General features: G+C 71.2%; 16 protein-coding genes. 9 read left to right on the top strand and 7 right to left on the bottom strand.

Going from position 1 to position 18738, the window contains the following annotated elements:
• Positions 1-6: 6 nt before the first annotated feature.
• From AC07RM_RS00955 to AC07RM_RS00940, 4 genes are all read right to left on the bottom strand, one after another.
• Positions 7-735 (bottom strand): hypothetical protein, encoded by a 729-nt coding sequence (locus tag AC07RM_RS00955; protein WP_495332286.1) that lies wholly within the window; start codon positions 733-735, stop codon positions 7-9.
• A 2-nt stretch (positions 736-737) separates the two neighbouring features.
• Positions 738-3218 (bottom strand): TonB-dependent siderophore receptor, encoded by a 2481-nt coding sequence (locus AC07RM_RS00950; protein ID WP_495332285.1) that lies wholly within the window; start codon positions 3216-3218, stop codon positions 738-740.
• 124 nt (positions 3219-3342) lie between these two features.
• Positions 3343-4347 (bottom strand): FecR domain-containing protein, encoded by a 1005-nt coding sequence (locus AC07RM_RS00945; protein ID WP_495332284.1) that lies wholly within the window; start codon positions 4345-4347, stop codon positions 3343-3345.
• Between the two features lie 61 nt (positions 4348-4408).
• A complete protein-coding gene (locus tag AC07RM_RS00940; RefSeq protein WP_208510176.1) occupies positions 4409-4915 on the bottom strand; it encodes a sigma-70 family RNA polymerase sigma factor in 507 nt (168 codons plus the stop codon).
• A 157-nt stretch (positions 4916-5072) separates the two neighbouring features.
• Here AC07RM_RS00940 and AC07RM_RS00935 point away from each other — a divergent pair, with 157 nt between their 5' ends.
• From AC07RM_RS00935 to AC07RM_RS00920, 4 genes are all read left to right on the top strand, one after another.
• Positions 5073-5600: an RNA polymerase sigma factor gene (locus tag AC07RM_RS00935; RefSeq protein ID WP_495315470.1), complete on the top strand. Its 528-nt coding sequence runs from the start codon at positions 5073-5075 to the stop codon at positions 5598-5600.
• Between the two features lie 22 nt (positions 5601-5622).
• Positions 5623-6504 carry a FecR family protein gene (locus AC07RM_RS00930; protein ID WP_495332283.1) on the top strand — a complete coding sequence of 294 codons (882 nt, stop codon included), beginning with the start codon at positions 5623-5625 and terminating at the stop codon, positions 6502-6504.
• A gap of 94 nt (positions 6505-6598) precedes the next feature.
• Positions 6599-9079, top strand: a complete 2481-nt coding sequence (locus AC07RM_RS00925) for a TonB-dependent siderophore receptor (RefSeq protein ID WP_495332282.1) — start codon at positions 6599-6601, stop codon at positions 9077-9079.
• Positions 9073-10404: a PepSY-associated TM helix domain-containing protein gene (locus AC07RM_RS00920; protein ID WP_495332281.1), complete on the top strand. Its 1332-nt coding sequence runs from the start codon at positions 9073-9075 to the stop codon at positions 10402-10404. The genes AC07RM_RS00925 and AC07RM_RS00920 overlap by 7 nt, the downstream gene beginning before the upstream one ends.
• 18 nt (positions 10405-10422) lie before the next feature.
• Here the strand turns inward: AC07RM_RS00920 and AC07RM_RS00915 are convergent, their stop codons facing one another.
• From AC07RM_RS00915 to AC07RM_RS00905, 3 genes are all read right to left on the bottom strand, one after another.
• Positions 10423-11202: a tetratricopeptide repeat protein gene (locus AC07RM_RS00915; protein WP_495332279.1), complete on the bottom strand. Its 780-nt coding sequence runs from the start codon at positions 11200-11202 to the stop codon at positions 10423-10425.
• 29 nt (positions 11203-11231) lie between these two features.
• On the bottom strand, positions 11232-13598 hold the full coding sequence (locus AC07RM_RS00910; RefSeq protein WP_093349963.1) for a TonB-dependent receptor: 2367 nt from the start codon (positions 13596-13598) through the stop codon (positions 11232-11234).
• 453 nt (positions 13599-14051) lie between these two features.
• Positions 14052-15014 carry a GlxA family transcriptional regulator gene (locus tag AC07RM_RS00905; RefSeq protein WP_208510195.1) on the bottom strand — a complete coding sequence of 321 codons (963 nt, stop codon included), beginning with the start codon at positions 15012-15014 and terminating at the stop codon, positions 14052-14054.
• A 74-nt stretch (positions 15015-15088) separates the two neighbouring features.
• Between AC07RM_RS00905 and AC07RM_RS00900 the strand changes: the two genes are divergently transcribed.
• From AC07RM_RS00900 to AC07RM_RS00880, 5 genes are all read left to right on the top strand, one after another.
• Entirely contained in the window at positions 15089-15787 is a 699-nt protein-coding gene (locus AC07RM_RS00900; RefSeq protein WP_495332277.1) for a GNAT family N-acetyltransferase, read from the top strand.
• A 33-nt stretch (positions 15788-15820) separates the two neighbouring features.
• Positions 15821-16537 carry an SDR family oxidoreductase gene (locus AC07RM_RS00895; RefSeq protein ID WP_495332275.1) on the top strand — a complete coding sequence of 239 codons (717 nt, stop codon included), beginning with the start codon at positions 15821-15823 and terminating at the stop codon, positions 16535-16537.
• Between the two features lie 67 nt (positions 16538-16604).
• Complete coding sequence (locus AC07RM_RS00890; protein WP_495332273.1) at positions 16605-17396, top strand: exodeoxyribonuclease III; 792 nt, start codon at positions 16605-16607, stop codon at positions 17394-17396.
• A gap of 148 nt (positions 17397-17544) precedes the next feature.
• On the top strand, positions 17545-18192 hold the full coding sequence (locus AC07RM_RS00885; protein ID WP_495332271.1) for a secretin and TonB N-terminal domain-containing protein: 648 nt from the start codon (positions 17545-17547) through the stop codon (positions 18190-18192).
• A gap of 2 nt (positions 18193-18194) precedes the next feature.
• Positions 18195-18704 carry an RNA polymerase sigma factor gene (locus tag AC07RM_RS00880; RefSeq protein WP_495332269.1) on the top strand — a complete coding sequence of 170 codons (510 nt, stop codon included), beginning with the start codon at positions 18195-18197 and terminating at the stop codon, positions 18702-18704.
• Positions 18705-18738 lie beyond the last annotated feature (34 nt).

Below are 18738 nucleotides of genomic sequence, written 5' to 3'. Positions count from 1 at the left end.
CGTCATTCAGCGCGCTCCCGCGGCCCAGTCCACGGCCGCGTCGAAGAGCGCGCGACCGGCCGGGGAAAGATTGGTGAAGCCGTCGTTGCCGAGGAAGACCATCACGCGGCGCGCGGGCGCGAGCGACTCGTAGTCCATGGTGGCGCCCTTCTCGTAGCCGAAGATGGCCGCCTTCTCGGGCTGGCCGTAGAGGGTGGCGATGGTGGTGGCGCCGAGTCCGGGCCGGCCCCAGCTCATGCCGGCCTGCCGCTGGTAGACGTTGGCCACGCCGGCCGGCAGGCCCGCGCCCATCGGATGCGGTGCGTTGACCAGCCACAGATAGCGTTCCTTCGCCGCCTCGCCGAAATCGACGTCATGCCGCTTGCCGGTCATCGCGAGGTCGTCGAGCAGGTCGTTCTCCCAGGTCAGCAGCGGCACCGGCAACTGGCGCCAGCCGGGATGCACGTCCTTCGCGGCCACGGTCGAGGAGATCACGACCAGCTCGGCGCCCGCCGCTGCGACGGGCTCCACCGCCTGGTCGAGCACGGCGACCGCGAAGCCGCGCGTGCCCAGGTGCTGCGCGACCTGCTCGTCGACCGCCGCGTTCGGGCTGCCGCGCTGCACCAGCAGCACGAGCTTGCGGCCGGGTGCCGCCTGCACGACGGCAGAGGCGGCCGTGCCGGTCAGTCCCGCGGCAAGCGGTATGGCGAGCCGCAGCAGTGCGGACCGGCGATCGATGGAAGCGGCGTCCTTCATGCCTAGAACTCGAAGGTGGTGAGCAGCGACACCTGGCGCGCGTCGCCCATGGAGATGAAGTAGGTGTTCGCGGCCGAGGGGTAGTAGGTCTTGTCGAACAGGTTCTTCACGTTGAGCTGGAACTTGACCTTGCGGCCATGGATGCGCGTGTCGTAGGTGGCGAAGGCATCGGCGGTGGTGTAGCCCGGCAGCACGAAGCTGTTGGCCGAGTCGCCGGGCCGCTTGCCCACGTAGTGCACGCCACCGCCCACGCGCAGCCGGCCCTCGGCGCCGAAGACCTGGCCGAAGTCGTACACGGCCGACAGCGACGCGGTCTGGCGCGCCACGTTCCACAGGCGGTTGCCGGCGTACAGCGGGTCTTCGGTGGTCTTGGCGTCGATGTAGGCGTAGCTCGCGATCGCGCTCCAGTTCCTGCCGAGTTCGCCGGCCACGTCGAGCTCGAGGCCGCGCGAACGCGCCGCGCCCGAGGTGCGCCAGTCGGTCAGCTTGGTCACGTCGTTGAACTGCGAGACCAGCACGTTCTTCTTGCGGATGTCGAACAGCGCCACGGTGCCGGTGAGGCCGCCGGCCAGGTCGAGCTTGGCGCCGAGCTCCCACGACTTGCCCTGCTCGGGCGCCACCGAGGCATCGACGATGTAGCCCGAGGACAGCGGCGCGATGGTCGAGGTGGGCTTGAGCGACTCGGTGTAGCTGCCGTAGAGCGACAGGCTGTCGCTCCACTTGTAGACCAGCCCCACGCGCGGCAGCACCTTGGAGCCGTCGGTGTCGGTGTTGGCCTTGAACGGACGGCCGCGGCCCGCGGTCTGCGACCAGGCCTGGTAGCGCAGCCCTGCCACCGCGATCCAGCGCTCGTTGAGATGGATCGAGTCCTGGAAGAAGACCGACTGGTTGTGCAGCTTGTCGGTCTGGTCGCTGTCGCTGGCCGACACGGTGGCCGACGGGAACTCGAGGCCGTAGACCGGATTGAGGTAGCTGAAGCTGCGCGTGACGGCCTGGCGCAGCAGGTCGGCGCGGTAGATCTTGCGGTACTCGGCGTCCCAGCCGAACTGCAGGTCGTGGCGCATGCCGCCGAGCTCGACGCGGCCGTCGACGTAAGCGGTGGCGTAGCTGTCGGTGCTCAACGCGCCGTGCGTGGCGTCGTTGCTGCGCGTGAGCGTGCCGCGCGTGGTGTTGAGGCCAGTGAGGCGCAGCTGGTTGGCATCGTAGGTCTCGCGGTTGTAGCTGAGGTTCAGGTGGCCGGCCCAGCCGCCACCGAACTGGTGGTCGACCGAGAGCTGGGCCAGGTGGCTCTCGCCGCGCATCTCGTTCCAGGGTTCGTCCAGGCGCCGGGTCTTGGGCAGGTCCAGCGGGCTCTTGGTGCGCGGATCGAGCGCGGTGCCGCGGTCGAAGGGCGTCACGAACTTGCGGTACTCGTACCAGAGCACGGCCTGCGTGTCCTCGCCATACCAGGCCAGCGAGGGCGCGACCAGCGTCTCGCGGTGGGTGCCGAAGTTGCGCCAGTAGTCCTCGTCGACGCGGTCGACGATCAGCCGGTAGGCCAGGCCGTTCTCGCCGATGGGGCCGGTGGTGTCGAGCGTCTGGCCGCTGCCGTTGCGCCCGCCCGCGTAGCCCGAGGCGCCCAGCGACAGCGCGGTGCGCTGGGTCAGTTGCGGCTTCTTGCTGACCACGTTGATCACGCCGCCCGGGTCCATCAGGCCGTAGAGCAGCGAGGACGGGCCCTTGAGCACCTCCACGCTCTCGGCCGCGGCGTTGAGGCCGCGGCCCTGCACCAGCGGCATGCCGTTGTGCATGATCGAGCCGTCGCGGTTGCCGCCGAAGCCGCGCTTCATCAGCGTGTCCTGCGTGCTGGCCAGGGTGTTGCCCTGGTTGATGCCGCTGACGTTGGCGAGCGCATCGTCGATGTTGCGCGGGCGCTGGTCGCGGATCACCTGCGCGGGCACCACGTTGACCACCTGCGGGATCTCGAGCACCGGCGCGGTGGTGCGCAGGGTCGAGGCATCGGGCGTGGGCTGGTAGCGGTCGTCGGCGTCGCCGGGCACGGGTGCCGCGCGCGCCACCACGCGCACGGCGGGCAGCGCGCCGGTGCCCTCGATCACGCCGGGCTCGGCCTGCGCGCTCGCCGAGCGGCGCAGGATGAATTCGCCCGCGCCGCCCTCGACTGCCTCGAGGCCCGTGCCCGCGAGCAGCGTGGCGAAGCCGGCCTGCACCGTGAAGCTGCCGTCGAGGCCGCGCGAGTTCAGGTCCCGGGTGTGGGCGGGATCGAAGGACAGCGCCACGCCGGCCGCGGCCGCGAAGCGGCCCAGCACCGCGGCCAGCGGGCCGGGCTCGATGCGGTAGGCGCGCGCGGCGCCGGGCGCGCTGGCGCTCGCGGCGGGCCGGGCCGGCTCGGCGGCCAGCGCCGCGACGGGCATGGCGGCCGCCAGCGCCAGCAGGCACAGCAGCGCCTTGGAGACGGGGGTGGGTGAGGACGGGTGCGCGTGCATGGGATTCCTTCGGCAGAACTGCAATCCATGGCGCTCGCCATGGTTCTCAGGAGGAAGGCCGAACGAAATCGGAAAAGATGAAAGGCGGCGGAAGATTTTTTTGACGCGGACCCGAACGCAGGAATCAGGCCGGCACCAGCGAGACCCAGTAGCGCGTGAGGCCGGCCACGCGCACCGGGAAGCTGCGCGCGATCACCGACAGCGCCCTGTCGGTGTCGTGGATCGGGAAGGCGCCCGACACCTTGAGGTTCGCCACCGCGGGATCGCAGGCCAGCCGGCCGCGCCGGTAGCGCGCGAGTTCGGCCACCACTTCCTGCAGCGTCCAGTCGTTGACGACCAGGCTGCCCTGGGCCCAGGCGGCCGAGGCCGCGTCGGCCGCCTGCGGCACGCCCATGCCGTCGCTGCCGATGTCGACCTGCTGGCCGGCCTGCAGCCGCAGCGCGCGTTCGGGCGCATTCGCGGCCCGGACCTCGACCGCGTCGTCGAGCACCGTGACGCGCGTGATGCCGCCCTCGCTGCGCACGGTGAAGCGGGTGCCGAGCGCGAGGATGCGGCCCTGCGCGGTCTCGACCAGGAAGGGACGCGCGTCGTGGCTGCCGGGCACGCGGTGGCGCGCGGTCTCCGCGAGCAGCTCGCCCTCGCGCAGCCGGATCAGCCGGCGCGTGTCGTCGAACACCACGTCGACCGCGCTGCGCGTGTTGAGCAGCAGGCTCGAGCCGTCGGCGAGGTCGATGCTGCGCTGCTTGCCGGTGCCGGTGCGGTAGTCGGCCAGCAGCGCGGGCCAGCTCGCGCCCCCATCGGCCACCTGCCACGACAGGTAGCCGACTGCGCCGCCCGAGGCGATCAGCGCGACGCCGCGCAGCAGGCGCCGGCGGTCGGTGCGCGCCGCGCCGGCCGCGCGCAGGGTCGAGGCCGCGATGTGGCCGGGCACGCGCTGCAGCGTGGCCTGCATCGCCTCGAGCTTCTCCCAGGCGCGGCGGTGTTCCGCATGCGCGCGGTGCCAGCGGCGCCAGGCCTCGTGGTCGGCCGGCGTGGCTTCGCCCGAGCACAGCTGCGCGTACCAGGCGATCGCCTCCTTGCGCACGCGGGCCTCGTGGCCGGTGGGCAGGTCGAGTTCGAAAGAGCTCATTGAACTACCTTCGTGCTTCGCACTGCGGTGCGAGCTTGCTTGGGGCGGCCCGGCGCGGCGCTCATGGCGCGAGCAGGTAGCAATGCTCGAGCGCCTTGAGCATGTAGTTGTTGACCGTGCGCACCGTCACCTGCAGCCGCTGCGCGATCTGCGCATAGGTCAGGCCCTCGAGCTGCGAGAGGATGAAGGCCTGCCGGATCGCGGGCTTCATGCCGTCGAGCATCGCGTCGATGGCGCTCAGCGCCTCCAGCACGATCGCGCGCTCTTCGAGCGAGGGCGATTGGGGCTCGGGCAACGCGGCCAGGGTCTCGAGGTAGGCGCGCTCGAGCGCGCGGCGGCGGTGGAAGTCGACCACCAGCCCGTGGGCGATGGTCGCGAGGTAGGCGCGCGGCTCGGCGGCGGCCACCGGCTCCTTCTTGCCGAGCACGCGCACGAAGGTGTCCTGCGCGAGGTCGGCCGCGTTGTGCGGGCAGCCCAGCTTGCGGCGCAGCCACCCCTGCAGCCACCCGTGGTGGTTGCTGTAGAGCGATTGCACTTCGTGCGGAGGCACGAACTCGGCGGCCGACATGGCATCTCCCCGCAGCGACTGGCTGCGCTCAGGATTTAATACGAATGGTTCTCAATTGTAGCAGTCGACTTCGCACCCGGTTCCGGTTCCGTTTGAAGTTGCAAACGATTCGCAATTAGAATCAAACGCTTACACCCGCACCGCCGCCACGCCGCCCGTGTCGCACAAGCACTCCATCGACTCCCCGCTGATCGCCGCGCTCGTGAGCCACTACGAAGAACTGGTGGACCACGTGCGGCGCCTGAGCTTCGGCCGTGGCGAGCGCGGCGCCGCGCGCGAGATCGTGCACGAGGTCTGCGCCGACCTGATCGAGACGCCGCCGCGCACGCCGATCCACACGCCGCTGGCCTTCCTGCGCATCCTCTCCAAGCGTCGCGCGGTCGACCGCTGGCGTGCCGAGCGCAGCCGCGACGCGCTGATCGAGCTGATGGCCGAGCCGCCCGAGGCGCTCGACCTGCACGAGCCGGCGCGCATCGTCGCCGCGCGCGAGGGCATCGAGGTGCTGGCCGAGGCCATCGCGGCGCTGCCGCAGCGCTGCCGCGAGGTGTTCGTGATGCACAAGGTGCACGAGCTGCCGCAGGCCGAGGTGGCGGCGCACCTGGGCATCTCGGTCAAGGCGGTCGAGAAGCATCTGCGCCGCGGCATGGAGACCTGCGCCCGTGCGTTGGTGGATTTCCATGGCTGAGCGCCGCGACGCATCGCCTGCCATGGCGGGCGAACCTGCGAGCCAACCCACGGGTTTGCTCGCGCAGCCCGGCGGCGCCGCGCTCGACGAAGCGCTCGACGCCGGTCGCGACACGCTCAAGGCCCTGTTCCCGCTGCCGCCGGCGCGCGCCAAGGCCGCGCCGCGGCGCACCGGACGCACGGTGGGCGCGGCGCTGGCGCTGGTCTTCGCCATGCTGGCCTGCCTCTGGGTGCTCGATCCGGCCTACCGCCACGAGCAGTTCGCCAGCGCCGTCGGCGAACGCCGCCAGCTCGAGCTGGCCGACGGCTCCCGCCTGACGCTCGACACCGGCACCGAGCTCGCGGTGTCGTGGCACCTGCGCAGCCGCCGCGTCGAGCTGCGCCAGGGGCGCGCGCGCTTCGCCGTCGCCAAGGCCGTGGTGCGGCCCTTCGAGGTCGATGCGGGCCGGGCCCAGGTGCGCGTGGTGGGCACGGTGTTCGACGTGCGCCGCGATCCGGCCGAGGTGCAGGTGGTGGTGTACGAGGGCAAGGTCGAGGTGCGGCGCGCCGGCGAGGCCCAGGCCGCGCTGGTGACGCCGGGGCGCGCGCTGCGCGTCGGCAACGACAGCGGCAACGGCCAGCCCGCCGCGGCGCAGCCGGTCGACATCGATGCCGAGGGCGGCTGGCAGCAGGGCCGGCTGGTCTTCAGCCGCACGCCGCTGTCGCAGGCGCTGGCCGAGATGCAGCGCTACCGGCGCGAACCGGTGCGGCTGCGCGAGGACCCGGCGCGCCCGATCGGCGATCTCGCGCTCTCGGGCACCTTCGACAGCGCCCAGACCGACCGCGCGCTCGAGCTGCTGCCGCGCATCCTGCCGGTGCAGGTCGCGCGCCTGCCCGACGGCACGGTCGAGGTGCGGGCGCGCTGAGCCCGGAAAATTTTTTCGCCGCGAGGTAGGGTTGGCCGCGGCCGGATCCGACAGACCTTCAGAGAGCCCATCACTTTCCGAAGGAACCGACCCCGTGAGCCGCCCTACCGCCCGCATTGCCGGGCTTCTTCGCCAGACCCGGCACCAGATCGTCCTGCCGCTGCAACTGCGCGGCCCCTTCCCGCGCCGCGCCGTGCTGGCCTCGGCCTGCGCGCTGGTCGCCTGCATGGCGCAGGCGCAGGCCGTGCGCCATGCGATCGACCTGCCGGCCGCCCCGCTCGAGCGCTCGCTCAACGAGCTCGCGCGCCTGACCGGCGTGCAGGTGCTGTTCGCCTCCTCGCTGACGCAGGGGCGCCATGCGCCCGCGCTGCGCGGCAGCTTCAGCGCGCAGGAGGCGCTCGACCGGCTGCTGCAGGGCACGGGCCTCGCGGCGCGGCCGCAGGGCGGCCAGGCCTTCACCGTCGAGCCGGCCTCGCCCGCGGCCGCCGCCGGTGCCGCGCTGCCCGAGATCCACGTCACGGCCGATGCCGGCCGCGAGAACCCGCTGGGCCCACCCGTGCGCTTCGCCGCCACGCGCAGCGCCACCGCGACCAAGTCCGACACGCCGCTGCTTGAGGTGCCGCAGACCGTCAACGTCGTGACCGCGCGCGAGATCGACGCCCAGGGCGCGCAGAACCTCGGCCAGACCCTGCGCTACACGGCCGGCGTGCTGTCGGAGACCTTCGGCGCCACCTCGCAGTTCGACATCTACACCCAGGTGCGCGGCTTCCGCCCCGACCTCTACCTCGATGGCGTGCAACTGCCCTACGGCGCCGCCGGCAGCGGCTTCGCGAGCGCGGTGGTCGATCCCTACGTGCTCGAGCGCGTCGAGGTGCTGAAGGGGCCGTCGTCTGGCCTCTACGGCCAGAGCGGCCCCGGCGGCATCGTGAACATGGTGAGCAAGCGCCCGACCGAGACGCCGCAGCGCGAGATCGAGCTGCAGGCCGGCAGCTTCGGGCGCAAGCAGGTCGCGGCCGACCTGAGCGGCCCGCTCAACGCCGAGGGCACGCTGCGCTACCGGCTCGTGGCGCTGGCGCGCGAGGCGGGCACGCAGGTCGACTTCGTCGACAACGACCGCCGGCTGATCGCGCCCTCCATCACCTGGCAGCCCGACGCACGCACCAGCTTCACGCTGCAGGCCTACCACCAGACCGAGCGCAACGCCCACACGCTGTTCAACTACCTGCCGATCCAGGGCACGCTGCGGCCCAACATCAACGGCCGCCTGCCGTTCGAGCGCTACGCGGGCGAGCCGGACTTCGACCGCCTCAGCCGCGACCAGAGCTGGCTCGGCTACAGCTTCGAGCACCGCTTCAGCGACACCGTGAGCTTCCGCCAGAACATGCGCGCCGCGCGCACCGAGTTCGAGGGCCGCGCCATCACCATCCTGCAGACCGGCGGCCTGCTGCCCGACCAGCGCACCCTGCGGCGCACCGCCGCCAACACCGCGGCCAACGCCAGCACCTTCAGCATCGACAACCAGCTCGCGCTGCGCTTCGACACCGGCGCCGTGCGCCACGATGCCTTGATCGGCATCGACCACCGCCGCGAGATCGGCGACTTCGATTTCGGCCGCCGCGCCGCGCCCAGCCTCGACGTCTATGCGCCGGTCTACGGGCAGCCGATCGTCGACCCCGGCTTCAACCTCAGCAACACCACGTCGCGGCTCGAGCAGACCGGCCTGTACTTCCAGGACCAGATGCGCCTGGGCGGCTGGATCGCCACGCTGGGCCTGCGGCACGACGATGCCAAGACCCGCACCGTGAACCGGCGCGCCAGCACCGCCACGCAGCAGAGCGACAGCAAGACCACCGGCCGCATCGGCCTGGGCTACCTGTTCGACAACGGCGTCGCGCCCTATGTGAGCTATGCGACCTCGTTCCAGCCGGTGTCGGGCAGCAGCTTCGGCGGCGTACCCTTCCAGCCCACCACCGGCAAGCAGGTCGAGGCCGGCCTCAAGTACCAGCCGGCCAGCGGCATCGGCCTGTTCACGGCCTCGGCCTTCGAGCTCACCGAGCAGAACCGCGTCACGCCCGACCTCGCGAACACCGGCTTCAACGTGCAGACCGGCGAGGTGCGCGTGCGCGGCCTCGAGCTCGAGGCCAAGACCGAGCTGATGCCGGGCCTGAACCTCACGGCCGCCTACGCCTGGCTGCACCACCGCATCACGCGCAGCAACACGCCCTCGGAAGTGGGCGCGCGGCTCTACGGCACGCCCGACCATCAGGGCTCGCTGTGGCTCGACTACGAGCTGCAGCGCGGCGCCCTCGCGGGCCTGGGCCTGTCGGCCGGCGTGCGCCGCATCGGCGCCACCTTCGACGCCAGCAACCTCTACCGCATGCCGGCCTATACGCTGGTCGACGTCGGCCTGCGCTACGACCTGGGCCGCGCCAGCCCCTCGCTGCGCGGCGCGCGCCTGAGCCTCACGGCCTCGAACCTCGCCGACCGCTACTACATCTCCACCTGCAACACCACCTCGGGCTGCACCTTGGGCAACCGCCGCACGGTGATCGCCTCGCTGAGCTACCAATGGTGAGCCAGGCCCGGCTTCGGATGTGGTCCGCGGTGCACCGCTGGACCAGCCTGATCGCGACCGCCCTGCTGCTGCTGACCTGCGTCACCGGCCTGCCGCTGATCTTCCACGACGAGATCGAGGACTGGCTCGACCCGCCGTCCGCGCGCCAGCAGCCGGCCGCCAACGCCGTCGCGCCGATGCTCGATGCGCTGGTGGCGCGCGCGCTCGCGGCGCATCCCGGCAGCGTGGCGGTGTCGCTCGGCTTCTCGCGCCCCGCGCCGGGCTCCACCGAGCCGCCCACGGTCGTGGTCGCCACCGGCCCCGATCCGCAGGCGCCGTTCGCGCAACTGCGCCGCCACACCTTCGACCTGCGCGACGGCACCTTGCTGCCACTGCCGCCACCGCGCACCGGCGGCTTCATGGACACCGTGCTCGAGCTGCACAAGAACCTGCTCGCGGGCCTGCCGGGCGCGCTGCTGCTCGGCGCCATGGGCTTGCTGCTGGTGGCCTCGGTGGTCTCGGGCGTGGTGGTCTACGGGCCCTTCATGCGCAAGCTGCGCTTCGGCACCGTGCGTGCCGGCCGGCGCGCGCGCTGGCTCGACCTGCACAACCTGGTCGGCATCGGCATCGCTGCCTGGCTGCTGGTGGTGGGCACCACGGGCGCGATCAACACGCTGCACGACCCGATCGCCGCGCACTGGCGCGCCGAGGTGCTGCCGCAGATGACCGGGCCCTATCGCGGCCTGCCGCCGCCCGGGCGGATCGGCTCGATCGATGCCGCCATCGCCACCGCGCGCGCCGCGGCGCCGGGCATGGAAGTGCAGTCCGTGTTCCTGCCGGGCACCAGCTTCGCCACGCCGCATCACTTCGGCGTCTACCTGCGCGGTGCCACGCCGCTGTCGATGCGCATCCTCAAGCCGGCGCTGGTAGACGCGGCCACCGGGGCGCTGAGCGACATCCGCGAGATGCCCTGGTACGTGAAGGCGCTGTTCGTCTCGCAGCCGCTGCACTTCGGCGACTACGGCGGGCTGCCGATGAAGTGGATGTGGCTGGTGCTGGACCTGCTCGCGATCGCCGTGCTGGTGAGCGGCCTGTACCTGTGGGTCGTGCGGCGGCGGCGCGTCGCGGAGGCGCCGGCTGCGCGTTCTCGCGGCGAGCCCGAGGCCGCCACCGAAGGCAGCCCGTCGACCTGGCGCATGCCGAAGCTGCTCGCGCTGTGCATCTGCGTGGGCCTCGGCGTGGCCTGCGTCACGACCGACGCGGCGCTCAAGTGGGCGGCCGACCTCGCGTTGGCGATCCCGCTCGCGGTGGTCTTCTGGTTCGTGCTGCGCGGGCTGCGCAGGTAGCGGATCGCGGGGCCGTCTTCAGGTGCGCGCCGCCGCCTGGGCCTCCAGGCGGTCCGCGACCTCCCTGAGCGCCGCCAACGGCGAGGCGCGCAGTCGCTGAACGACCTCGGCCAGGTAGTGCGTTGGCGCGGTCTCGGGAATGCGTTCGAACCAGCGCACCGCCGCGTCGACCTCGCCCTGCTCGGCCAGCATGCTCGCGTGGCTGAAGCGACCGCGAAAGTCGCCGGCCTCGGCCGACGCCCGATAGAGCGCGCGGGCCCGATCCCGGTCTCGCGGCACGACGAGGCCTTCCTCGTAATAACGGCCGAGCATGTTCATCGAACGCGCATGCCCGAGCGCCGCCGCGCGCCGGTACCAGTCGAAGGCCGCGGCGTGATCGAGCGCGATGCCGCGCCCCGTCGCCAGCAGGTTGGCGAGGTTGTACATGCCCCAGTCGAGGCCGAGTTCGGCGCTTGCGCGGTAGGCGCTGGCAGCGCGCTGCGGATCGGGCACGGTACCCCAGCCATGCTCGAAGCAGCGCCCGAGCATGTTGGCCGCCATCGGGTGGCGCTGTTCGGCCGCGCGCTGGAACCAGGCGAAGGCCGAGGCCTCGTTGCGCGCCACGCCACGGCCATCGAGCAGCCATTGCCCGAGCACCGCCTGCGCTTCGGCATGCCCCGCATGGGCGGCCGCCGACAGCCAGGTCGCGGCGCGCTCGGGCGGGCCGGCGAGCAGCGCGTCCCATTGCGCGCGCGTCAGGGTGTTGAGCGCGCTCGCGTTGGGAAACACGAACGCGGGGGATGCGCCTTCGCTGCTCACGCTCGTCGTCGCATCAAGCGCTTCGTCGATCAGAACGAGAAGTTGCCCGTCAGCGTCACCGAGCGGCCCGGTGCGATGTTCGCGTAGTGCGTCGAGTAGGCCGTGTTGTAGTAGATGCGGTCGGTCAGGTTCTGCACGTTGAGCTGCAGGTTGAAGCTCTTGTTCACGCGGTAGCCGGCCATCGCGTCGATGCGGGTGTAGCCCGGAACGCTGCGCTTGATCAGCGTGGCGCCGCCCGTGCCGGCGGCCCAGGCGAAGCCGCCGTAGACCTCGCTCTGGTAGAAGGCGCCCAGGCCGAAGGTCCAGTCGGAGGTGGGCTTGTAGGTCGCCCAGATGCTCGCGCTGTGCTTCGGCGTGTTCGGGAAGGGCTGGCCCGTGCCGGCGTTGGGCACGTAGACCGTGCGGCCGCTGGCGTCGGTGGTGCTGCTCTGGCCGAGGTTCTTGCCCTTGCTGTCGAGCAGGGTGTAGCCGCCGAAGACCGAGAGCTGGTGCGTGATGTTGCCCGAGAAGCCGAGCTCGAAGCCGCGCACCTGCTTGTCCCCGGCCAGCGACACGGTGCCGTCGGTCGGGTTGGTGATGCGCGCATTGGTGGTCTCGATCTGGAAGATCGCGCCGGTCAGCGACAGCTTGCGCTCCAGCAAGTCCCACTTGGTGCCGAGCTCGATGCTGCGGTTTTTCTCGGGCTTCAGGTCGATCGCGGTGTTGGCCACGCCGCCCACGGTGCCGCTGAGGGCCTGGCTCTCCGAGCCCTGGCCCAGACTGTTGCCGCCCGGCGTGGAGGAGGTTCCGATCGACGCGTAGATGCTGCCGTTGCTGGCGGGCTTGTAGACCACGCCGAGCTGGTAGTTCAGCAGCGTGTCGTTGCGCTCGAACTTCGTGCGGATGCCGCTGGTGAGCACCGGCAACGCCATGCCGCCGGTGGCGGTGGTGCTGGGATAGGGGTTGGTCTGCTGCGTCTTGTAGCTGTCCAGGCGCAGGCCCGCGTTGACGATCCACTGCGGCGACAGCTCGATGCTGTCGAAGCCGTAGAGCGACGCGGTGTCGGTGCGGTAGCTGGTCGGGTTGCCGTTGGGCACGAAGGTGCCCAGCCACGGATCGCTGGACGTGGGGTAGTACAGGCTCGTGCAGACGAAGCTCGAGCCCACGCCGGCGCCGCCCGGGCACTTCTGCTGCGCCGTGTAGGCGCGGTTGACCTGGGTGTAGCTGTCGTTGTCGGCGCGTTCGCGCGACAGCTCCAGGCCCGTGACGTAACTGTGCTTGACGCTGCCGGTCTGCAGCTTGCCGCTGAGCTCGGTGGCGTTCGCGAAGGTGTCGATGTCGCGCATGCTGCCGTTGAAGCGGCGCCACACCAGGCCGCGCGCCACGTTGCCCTGGCTGTCGTCGGGCTGGGTCCAGATGTAGTCCATGCTGCTCTTGGTGAAGCGCGTGATGTTGCGCAGCTTCATCTCGGGCGAGATGTCGTGTTCGACCTGCAAGGTGACCGAGTCGGACTTGTCCTTGCGGAAGTCGCGGCCCTCGACGCCATACCAGTTCTTGCGGTCGAAGCCGTAGGTCGGCTGGAGCTCGACCACGCCGAAGCGCGGGAAGCTCGCGGGCAGGTAGTAGGGAATGCCGCCGTCGGGCACGTCGTCGGTGCGCATGTGGAACAGCGACAGCGTCACGCGCGTGGGCGTGCCCAGGCCCCAGCTGATCGAGGGCGCGATGCCGAAGCGCTTGTTGCTCGGGCCGTTGCGGCCCGCGACATCGGCGCCGAAGTCCATCAGGTTCAGGCGGAAGGCGCCGTTCTCGCCGAAGCTGCGGTTCCAGTCGATCGTCTCGCGGTGGTACTTGTCGCTGCCCAGGCCGACCGAGCCGAGGAAGAAGTTCTCCTGCTTCGGGGCCTTGGTGTAGAGGTTGATCGTGCCGCCGGCGCCGCCACGTCCGCCCGAGGTCGAGTCCGGTCCCTTGACCACTTCCACCGACTCGAGGTTGAAGACTTCGCGCGTGCTCGGCGCGATGTCGCGCAGGCCGTCGACGAAGGTGCTGGCCTGGCTGTCGTAGCCACGCAGGAACGGCCGGTCGCCGACCGGATTGCCGCCCTCCCCGGCGCCGAAGGTGATGCCGGGCGTGGTGCGCAGCGCTTCGGTCAGCGTCGTCGCGTTGATCTGCGTCATCACTTCCTGCGGGATGACGGTGACGGACTTGGGCGTGTCGAGCAGCGGCGCGGTCTGCTTCGAGGACGAGGACTGCTCCACCTTGTAGTCGGGCGCCGCATCGACCTGCACCTCCTTCAGCGCGCCCTGCGCATGCGCCGCGCCGACCGATCCGAGCGCGACCAGGGTGGCGGCGGTCCTGGTGGCGGCGTGCGCGTTGAGATAGCGCGAAGTCGAGTGCTTGCGGCTTCTGATGTAGGTCATGTTGTGAGTGATATGTCGAGGTGAAAGCGCTGCCGGCGCGCGGCGCCGGCGGTCACGCGGCTGTGCACTGGAGGTGACATCGGCGTAACAAAGTATCCGCAAATGATAATGACTCGCACTATCGATTTACGGCATCTTTACCTTTGGTTTGCAGAACTTGTTGCCGTCTGACGACGCGATGAATTCGAATGAGAACTTATCTCATTACGAATAAAAGACGTGCTGCATGCACCCGCTCATGCGTCGAATTTCGGTGATGCAGAGCGCCGAATGCCCTCGGGGACGTCGCACTTGTCGAGCGGGACATCGCTATTTCGCCAATGCGTTGAGCAACGCAAATAGAAATGGCAATGCCTCCTGGCATTGGCGCGCCAATTCGAATGCATTGCGGACCGAGTCTCCATGGCGACATCGGCATGCGCGAACGGCAATCCGCGCATCGACGACCGCGCCCTACGCCAGCGCCGAACGCAGCTCCCGCACCCCGCGCCCCAGCTTGCGCCGCAGCAGGCTGCGCACGGTCGCGGCATCGGCATAGCCGACCTCGCTCGCGATCTCCTCGAGGCCCTGCCCGATCGAGACCAGGTGCTGCGCATGCTCGACGCGCAGGTCCTGGAAGAAGGCCAGCGGCGACTTGCCGAGCACGGCCTCCATGCGCCGCTGCAAGGTGCGCGGGCTGACCGCGAGCGCGTCCGCGGCGTCGTGCAGCGAGAAGCCCCGCGCGAGGCGTTCGCGGGCCCAGCGCTCGAAGCGCTCGATCAACGGGTCGGCATGCGCGAGGTGGTCGGGAATGATGTATTGCGCCTGCGAGGGCCGCTTGTCGACCAGCATCAGGCGCGACACCAGCGCGGCGGTCTCGGGGCTCGCCTGGCGCATCAGCCACAGTGCGAGATCGAGATGCCCCATCGCCGCGCCGGCCGTGACCACGCGGCCCGAGGCCACCACCATGCGCGACTCGTCGAGCCGCACCCGCGGATAGCGCTCGCGGAACAGCGGCGCCAGCGGCCACATGGTGGTGGCCTCCTGGCCGTCGAGCAGGCCGGTCTCGGCCAGCAGGAAGCTCGCGATGCAGGCGCCGCCCACGCCGCTGCCCTGCGCATGCCAGCTGCGCAGCATGGCCATGGCATCGCGCACGTCGCGCCGGCCCAGCGCCTCGACCAGCCGCGCGGGCTGCTTGGTGTTGAGCGCGGGCACCAGCACCCAGTCGGGCTGGCGCAGCGCGTCGGCCGGGTCCACCCCCATGGTCAGGCCATGCGCGGTGCGGATGCGCTGGCGCACGCCGACCACGCGCAGCTCGAAGGGCGGCCGCGCCGCGCCCTGCTCGGCCGCCACCTCGTTGGCCGCGGAGAACAGGTCGAGGAACACGCTCAGGCCGGTGTCGAACACGCCATCGAGCGCCAGGATCGCGAGCTTCATCATGGCGCGAATGATACCAATATTGTCATTTACGACCATGGCGTCATTGGGAAGGCCCGCCTACGCTAGGGACCATGACATCGCCCATCGACTCCCCCCTGGACCGTTCGGCCTGGACCGCGCTGGTCGGCCGGCAGGCCCACCTGGGCCACGGCAATGCCCTGGCCCGCCGCTACCACCCCGAGGTCGCGCCGTTCGCGGGGCTGGTCGAGGAAAGCCCGGCCGCCTTCGAGGCCCTGCGCACGCTGCTGGGCCCGGACGATCGCGTCATGGTGCCCACGCTCGCGCCCGTCGCCGGCATCGACGGCCTGCAGGCCAGGCTGCTGGGCCAGGTCCACCAGATGGTCGCGCTGCAGCCCGGCACGGGCCGCGCGGCGGAGCTCCAAGCCACGCCGCTCAACGCCTCCGACGTGCCCGATGCCCTGGCGCTGGTCGCCCGCACCCGGCCCGGCCCCTTCGGCCCGCGCACGCTCGAGATGGGCGACTACCTCGGCGTCCGCGACCAGGGCCTGCTCGTGGCCATGGCCGGCGAGCGCATGCGCTTCGACGGCCACGCCGAGATCAGCGCGGTCTGCGTCGACGACCCCTGGCGCGGCCGCGGCCTCGCCGCCGGCCTCGTGAACCTGCTGCGCGCGCGCATCGAGGCGCGCGGCGAGACCGCCTTCCTGCACGTGCTCAGCGACAACGCGAATGCCATCGCGCTCTACGAGCGGCTCGGCTTCCGCCATCGCCGCACCCTGTTCCTGCACCAGATCGCCCTGGCCACCGTTTGACTCACCCCGCGCTCCGGCGCACAAGGAAACACCATGAAGATCCAAGGTTCCGTCGTATTCGTGACGGGCGCCAACCGCGGCCTCGGCCTCGAATTCGCCCGCCAGGCGCTGGCGCTCGGCGCCGCCAAGGTCTATGCCGCCGCGCGCGAGCCCTCGCAGATCCCGCTGCTGGGCGTGCTGCCGATCCGGCTCGACGTGCGCGATCCCGCGCAGGTCGCCCAGGCCGCGGCCGATTGCCGCGACGTGACGCTGCTGATCAACAACGCGGGCATCGGCCGGCTCGGCGGCTTCGTCGGCGGCGATGCCGAGACGGACCCCGTGGCCGTCCTGCGCGAGCAGCTCGAGACCAACCTGTTCGGCATGCTGCACATGAGCCGCGCCTTCGCGGGCGTGCTGGGCCGCAACGGCGGCGGCGCGATGCTCAACCTGCTGTCGCTCTTCAGCTGGGCCAACACGCCGATGATCGGCGCCTACGGCGTGAGCAAGGCCGCGGCCTGGGCGCTGACCAACGGCCTGCGCCACGAGCTGCGCGCGCAGGGCACGCAGGTGGTGGGCTTCCATGCCGGGCCGATCGATACCGACATGGTGCGCGCGCTCGAGGTGCCGAAGGCCTCGCCCGACGACGTGGTGCGCCAGTCCTTCGCGGCCATCGAGGCCGGCCAGGAGGAGGTGCTGGTCGACGAGGGCACGCGCCAGGTCAAGGGCGCGCTGTCGCAAGGCATCTACCTGCAGGACGTCATGGCCGGGTGATTTCTGCGGGCAGGAGGACGCGTTGTCCGACGCGCGAAGCGCCGGCACGCGCCGGAAGATGGCCGTCATGAAGATCGCCACCTTCAACGTCAACGGCATCCACAGCCGGCTCGACCGGCTGCTCGAATGGCTCGCCGAATCGAAGCCCGACGTGGCCTGCCTGCAGGAACTCAAGTCGCCCGATGCCAAATTGCCGCTCGCGGCGATCCGGCGCGCGGGCTACGGCGTGGTCGCGCACGGCCAGCCCGCCTGGAACGGCGTGGCCATCCTCGCGCGCGGGCGCGAGCCGATCGAAACCGGGCGCGGCCTGCCGGGCATGGAGGACGACCCGCAGAGCCGCTACCTCGAGGCCGTGGTCGACGGCGTGCTGGTCGGCTGCCTCTACCTGCCCAACGGCAATCCGCAGCCCGGGCCGAAGTTCGACTACAAGCTGCGCTGGTTCGAAGCCTTCCACAAGCATGCGAAGAAGCTGTACGCGAGCGGCCTGCCCGTGGTGCTCGCAGGCGACTACAACGTCGTGCCGACCGATGCCGACATCTACAACCCTGCCTCGTGGCGCGACGACGCGCTGCTGCAGCCCGAGAGCCGCGCCGCCTACGCGCGCCTGCTGAAGCAGGGCTGGACCGATGCGATCCGCGCGCGCCATCCCCAGCGCGCGCCCTTCACCTTCTGGACCTACTGGCGCAACCGCTTCCCGCGCGACGCCGGCCTGCGCATCGACCACCTGCTGCTCAATGCCGAGCTCGCGCCGCTGCTGCGCGAGGCCGGCGTGGACCGCGACGTGCGCGGCCGCCCCGGCGCGAGCGACCACGCGCCGGCCTGGATCGAACTCGACCTGCCCGCGTCGTCACGCCAGTAACAAAACCGTCACCGGCCGGTGCGAGCATGCGCGGTTCTCACAAGGCGCCCCGTCTTTGCCGCACCGATGCGACTCCTCTTCCGATCGTGCGCGTCGTTCGCGCTGCCGGCGCGCCGCCCTCTGGATGCTCTGCGGGCTCGCGGCGCCGATGCTGGCCGCCGCTGAGCCGGCCGTGGCGCCGCCGCTCGCCGCCGCGCCCGATGCCATCGAGGCGCCGTCCTTCGAATTCGACCTGCCCGCGCAGCCGCTCGCGCTGGCGCTCGACCGCTTCGCCGACCTCACGGGTCGCGCCGCGCTCTTCAGCAGCACGCTGGTGGCCGGGCGCACGTCCGCGGCCGTGCGCGGGCGCCTCGCGCCGCTGGCCGCGCTGCAGGCGCTGCTGCAGGGCACGGGACTCGAGGCGGAGGAAGTCAGCGCGGGCCGCGTCGCCGCGCTGGTGCTCAAGCCCGCAGGCCCGTCGCCCTCGGCCCCTGTCGCCGCCGCCCCGAGCGCGGGCCAGGAGAACTACGACAGCCTGATCCAGGCGCGGGTCTGGGAGGCGCTGTGCGCCGCCCCGCTGACCGCGCAGGGCCGCTACCGCTCGCTGCTGCGCTTTCGCATCGATGCGGCCGGCCGCGTGCAGCGCGCGCAGCTGCTCGGCGGCAGCGGCGATGCGCGGCGCGACCTGCTGCTGGTCGAGGCGCTCGAGCGCGTGCGCATCGGGCGTGCGCCGCCGCCGCAGATGCCGCAGCCGGTGACCATGCTGATCCTGCCCGAGCAGGGCGGCACGCCGGCCTGCGCGAGCCGGGGGCACTAGCGATGTCGGAAGAAGTCCGGCTGCTGCTGCTCGACTTCCTGTCGCAGCGCTATGGCGACCTCAAGCGCCGGCTGACGCGCGTGCTGGGCAACGACGACCTCGCGGGCGACGCGCTGCAGGACACCTGGCTGCGCCTGCGGCGGCTCGAGGACCAGGCGCCGATCGTGAATCCGCGCGCCTTCCTGATGCGCATGGCCGTGAACATCGCGATCAACGACCTGCGCAGCCAGAGCCGCGTGGTGCCGCGCAGCGAAATCGACGCGCTGCTCGAGGTGCCCGACGCGGCGCCCGGCCCCGAGCAGATCGCCGAGTCGCGCTCGGAGATGGAGGCGCTGCAGAGGATCATCGCGCGCATGCCGCAGCGGCGCCGCGACGTGCTGCTGCTCGTGCGCTGGGAAGGCCTGCCGCAGAAGGAGGTGGCGCAGCGCCTGGGCATCTCGCTGCACACCGTCGAGCACGAACTCAAGCGCGCGCAGGATTTCTGCGCCGCCCAGATGGGAAAGAAAAAATAGTTGGCGGATTCGCGCCCCGCCAACTGTCTTGCAC

The sequence above is a fragment of the Variovorax sp. GW821-FHT09B05 genome, assembly GCF_059418265.1.
This window is presented reverse-complemented; position numbering and strand designations above follow the sequence as displayed.

What these genes read in the sequence shown, in the direction of transcription:
- AC07RM_RS00940 (WP_208510176.1), bottom strand. Translation starts at nt 4,915, where the DNA reads ATGTCGGCCGCCGAGTTCGTGCCTCCGCACGAAGTGCAATCGCTCTAC.
- AC07RM_RS00880 (WP_495332269.1), top strand. Translation starts at nt 18,195, where the DNA reads ATGTCGGAAGAAGTCCGGCTGCTGCTGCTCGACTTCCTGTCGCAGCGC.
- AC07RM_RS00905 (WP_208510195.1), bottom strand. Translation starts at nt 15,014, where the DNA reads ATGAAGCTCGCGATCCTGGCGCTCGATGGCGTGTTCGACACCGGCCTG.
- AC07RM_RS00955 (WP_495332286.1), bottom strand. Translation starts at nt 735, where the DNA reads ATGAAGGACGCCGCTTCCATCGATCGCCGGTCCGCACTGCTGCGGCTC.
- AC07RM_RS00950 (WP_495332285.1), bottom strand. Translation starts at nt 3,218, where the DNA reads ATGCACGCGCACCCGTCCTCACCCACCCCCGTCTCCAAGGCGCTGCTG.
- AC07RM_RS00945 (WP_495332284.1), bottom strand. Translation starts at nt 4,347, where the DNA reads ATGAGCTCTTTCGAACTCGACCTGCCCACCGGCCACGAGGCCCGCGTG.
- AC07RM_RS00895 (WP_495332275.1), top strand. Translation starts at nt 15,821, where the DNA reads ATGAAGATCCAAGGTTCCGTCGTATTCGTGACGGGCGCCAACCGCGGC.
- AC07RM_RS00885 (WP_495332271.1), top strand. Translation starts at nt 17,545, where the DNA reads ATGCTGGCCGCCGCTGAGCCGGCCGTGGCGCCGCCGCTCGCCGCCGCG.
- AC07RM_RS00910 (WP_093349963.1), bottom strand. Translation starts at nt 13,598, where the DNA reads ATGACCTACATCAGAAGCCGCAAGCACTCGACTTCGCGCTATCTCAAC.
- AC07RM_RS00920 (WP_495332281.1), top strand. Translation starts at nt 9,073, where the DNA reads ATGGTGAGCCAGGCCCGGCTTCGGATGTGGTCCGCGGTGCACCGCTGG.
- AC07RM_RS00930 (WP_495332283.1), top strand. Translation starts at nt 5,623, where the DNA reads ATGGCGGGCGAACCTGCGAGCCAACCCACGGGTTTGCTCGCGCAGCCC.
- AC07RM_RS00890 (WP_495332273.1), top strand. Translation starts at nt 16,605, where the DNA reads ATGAAGATCGCCACCTTCAACGTCAACGGCATCCACAGCCGGCTCGAC.
- AC07RM_RS00900 (WP_495332277.1), top strand. Translation starts at nt 15,089, where the DNA reads ATGACATCGCCCATCGACTCCCCCCTGGACCGTTCGGCCTGGACCGCG.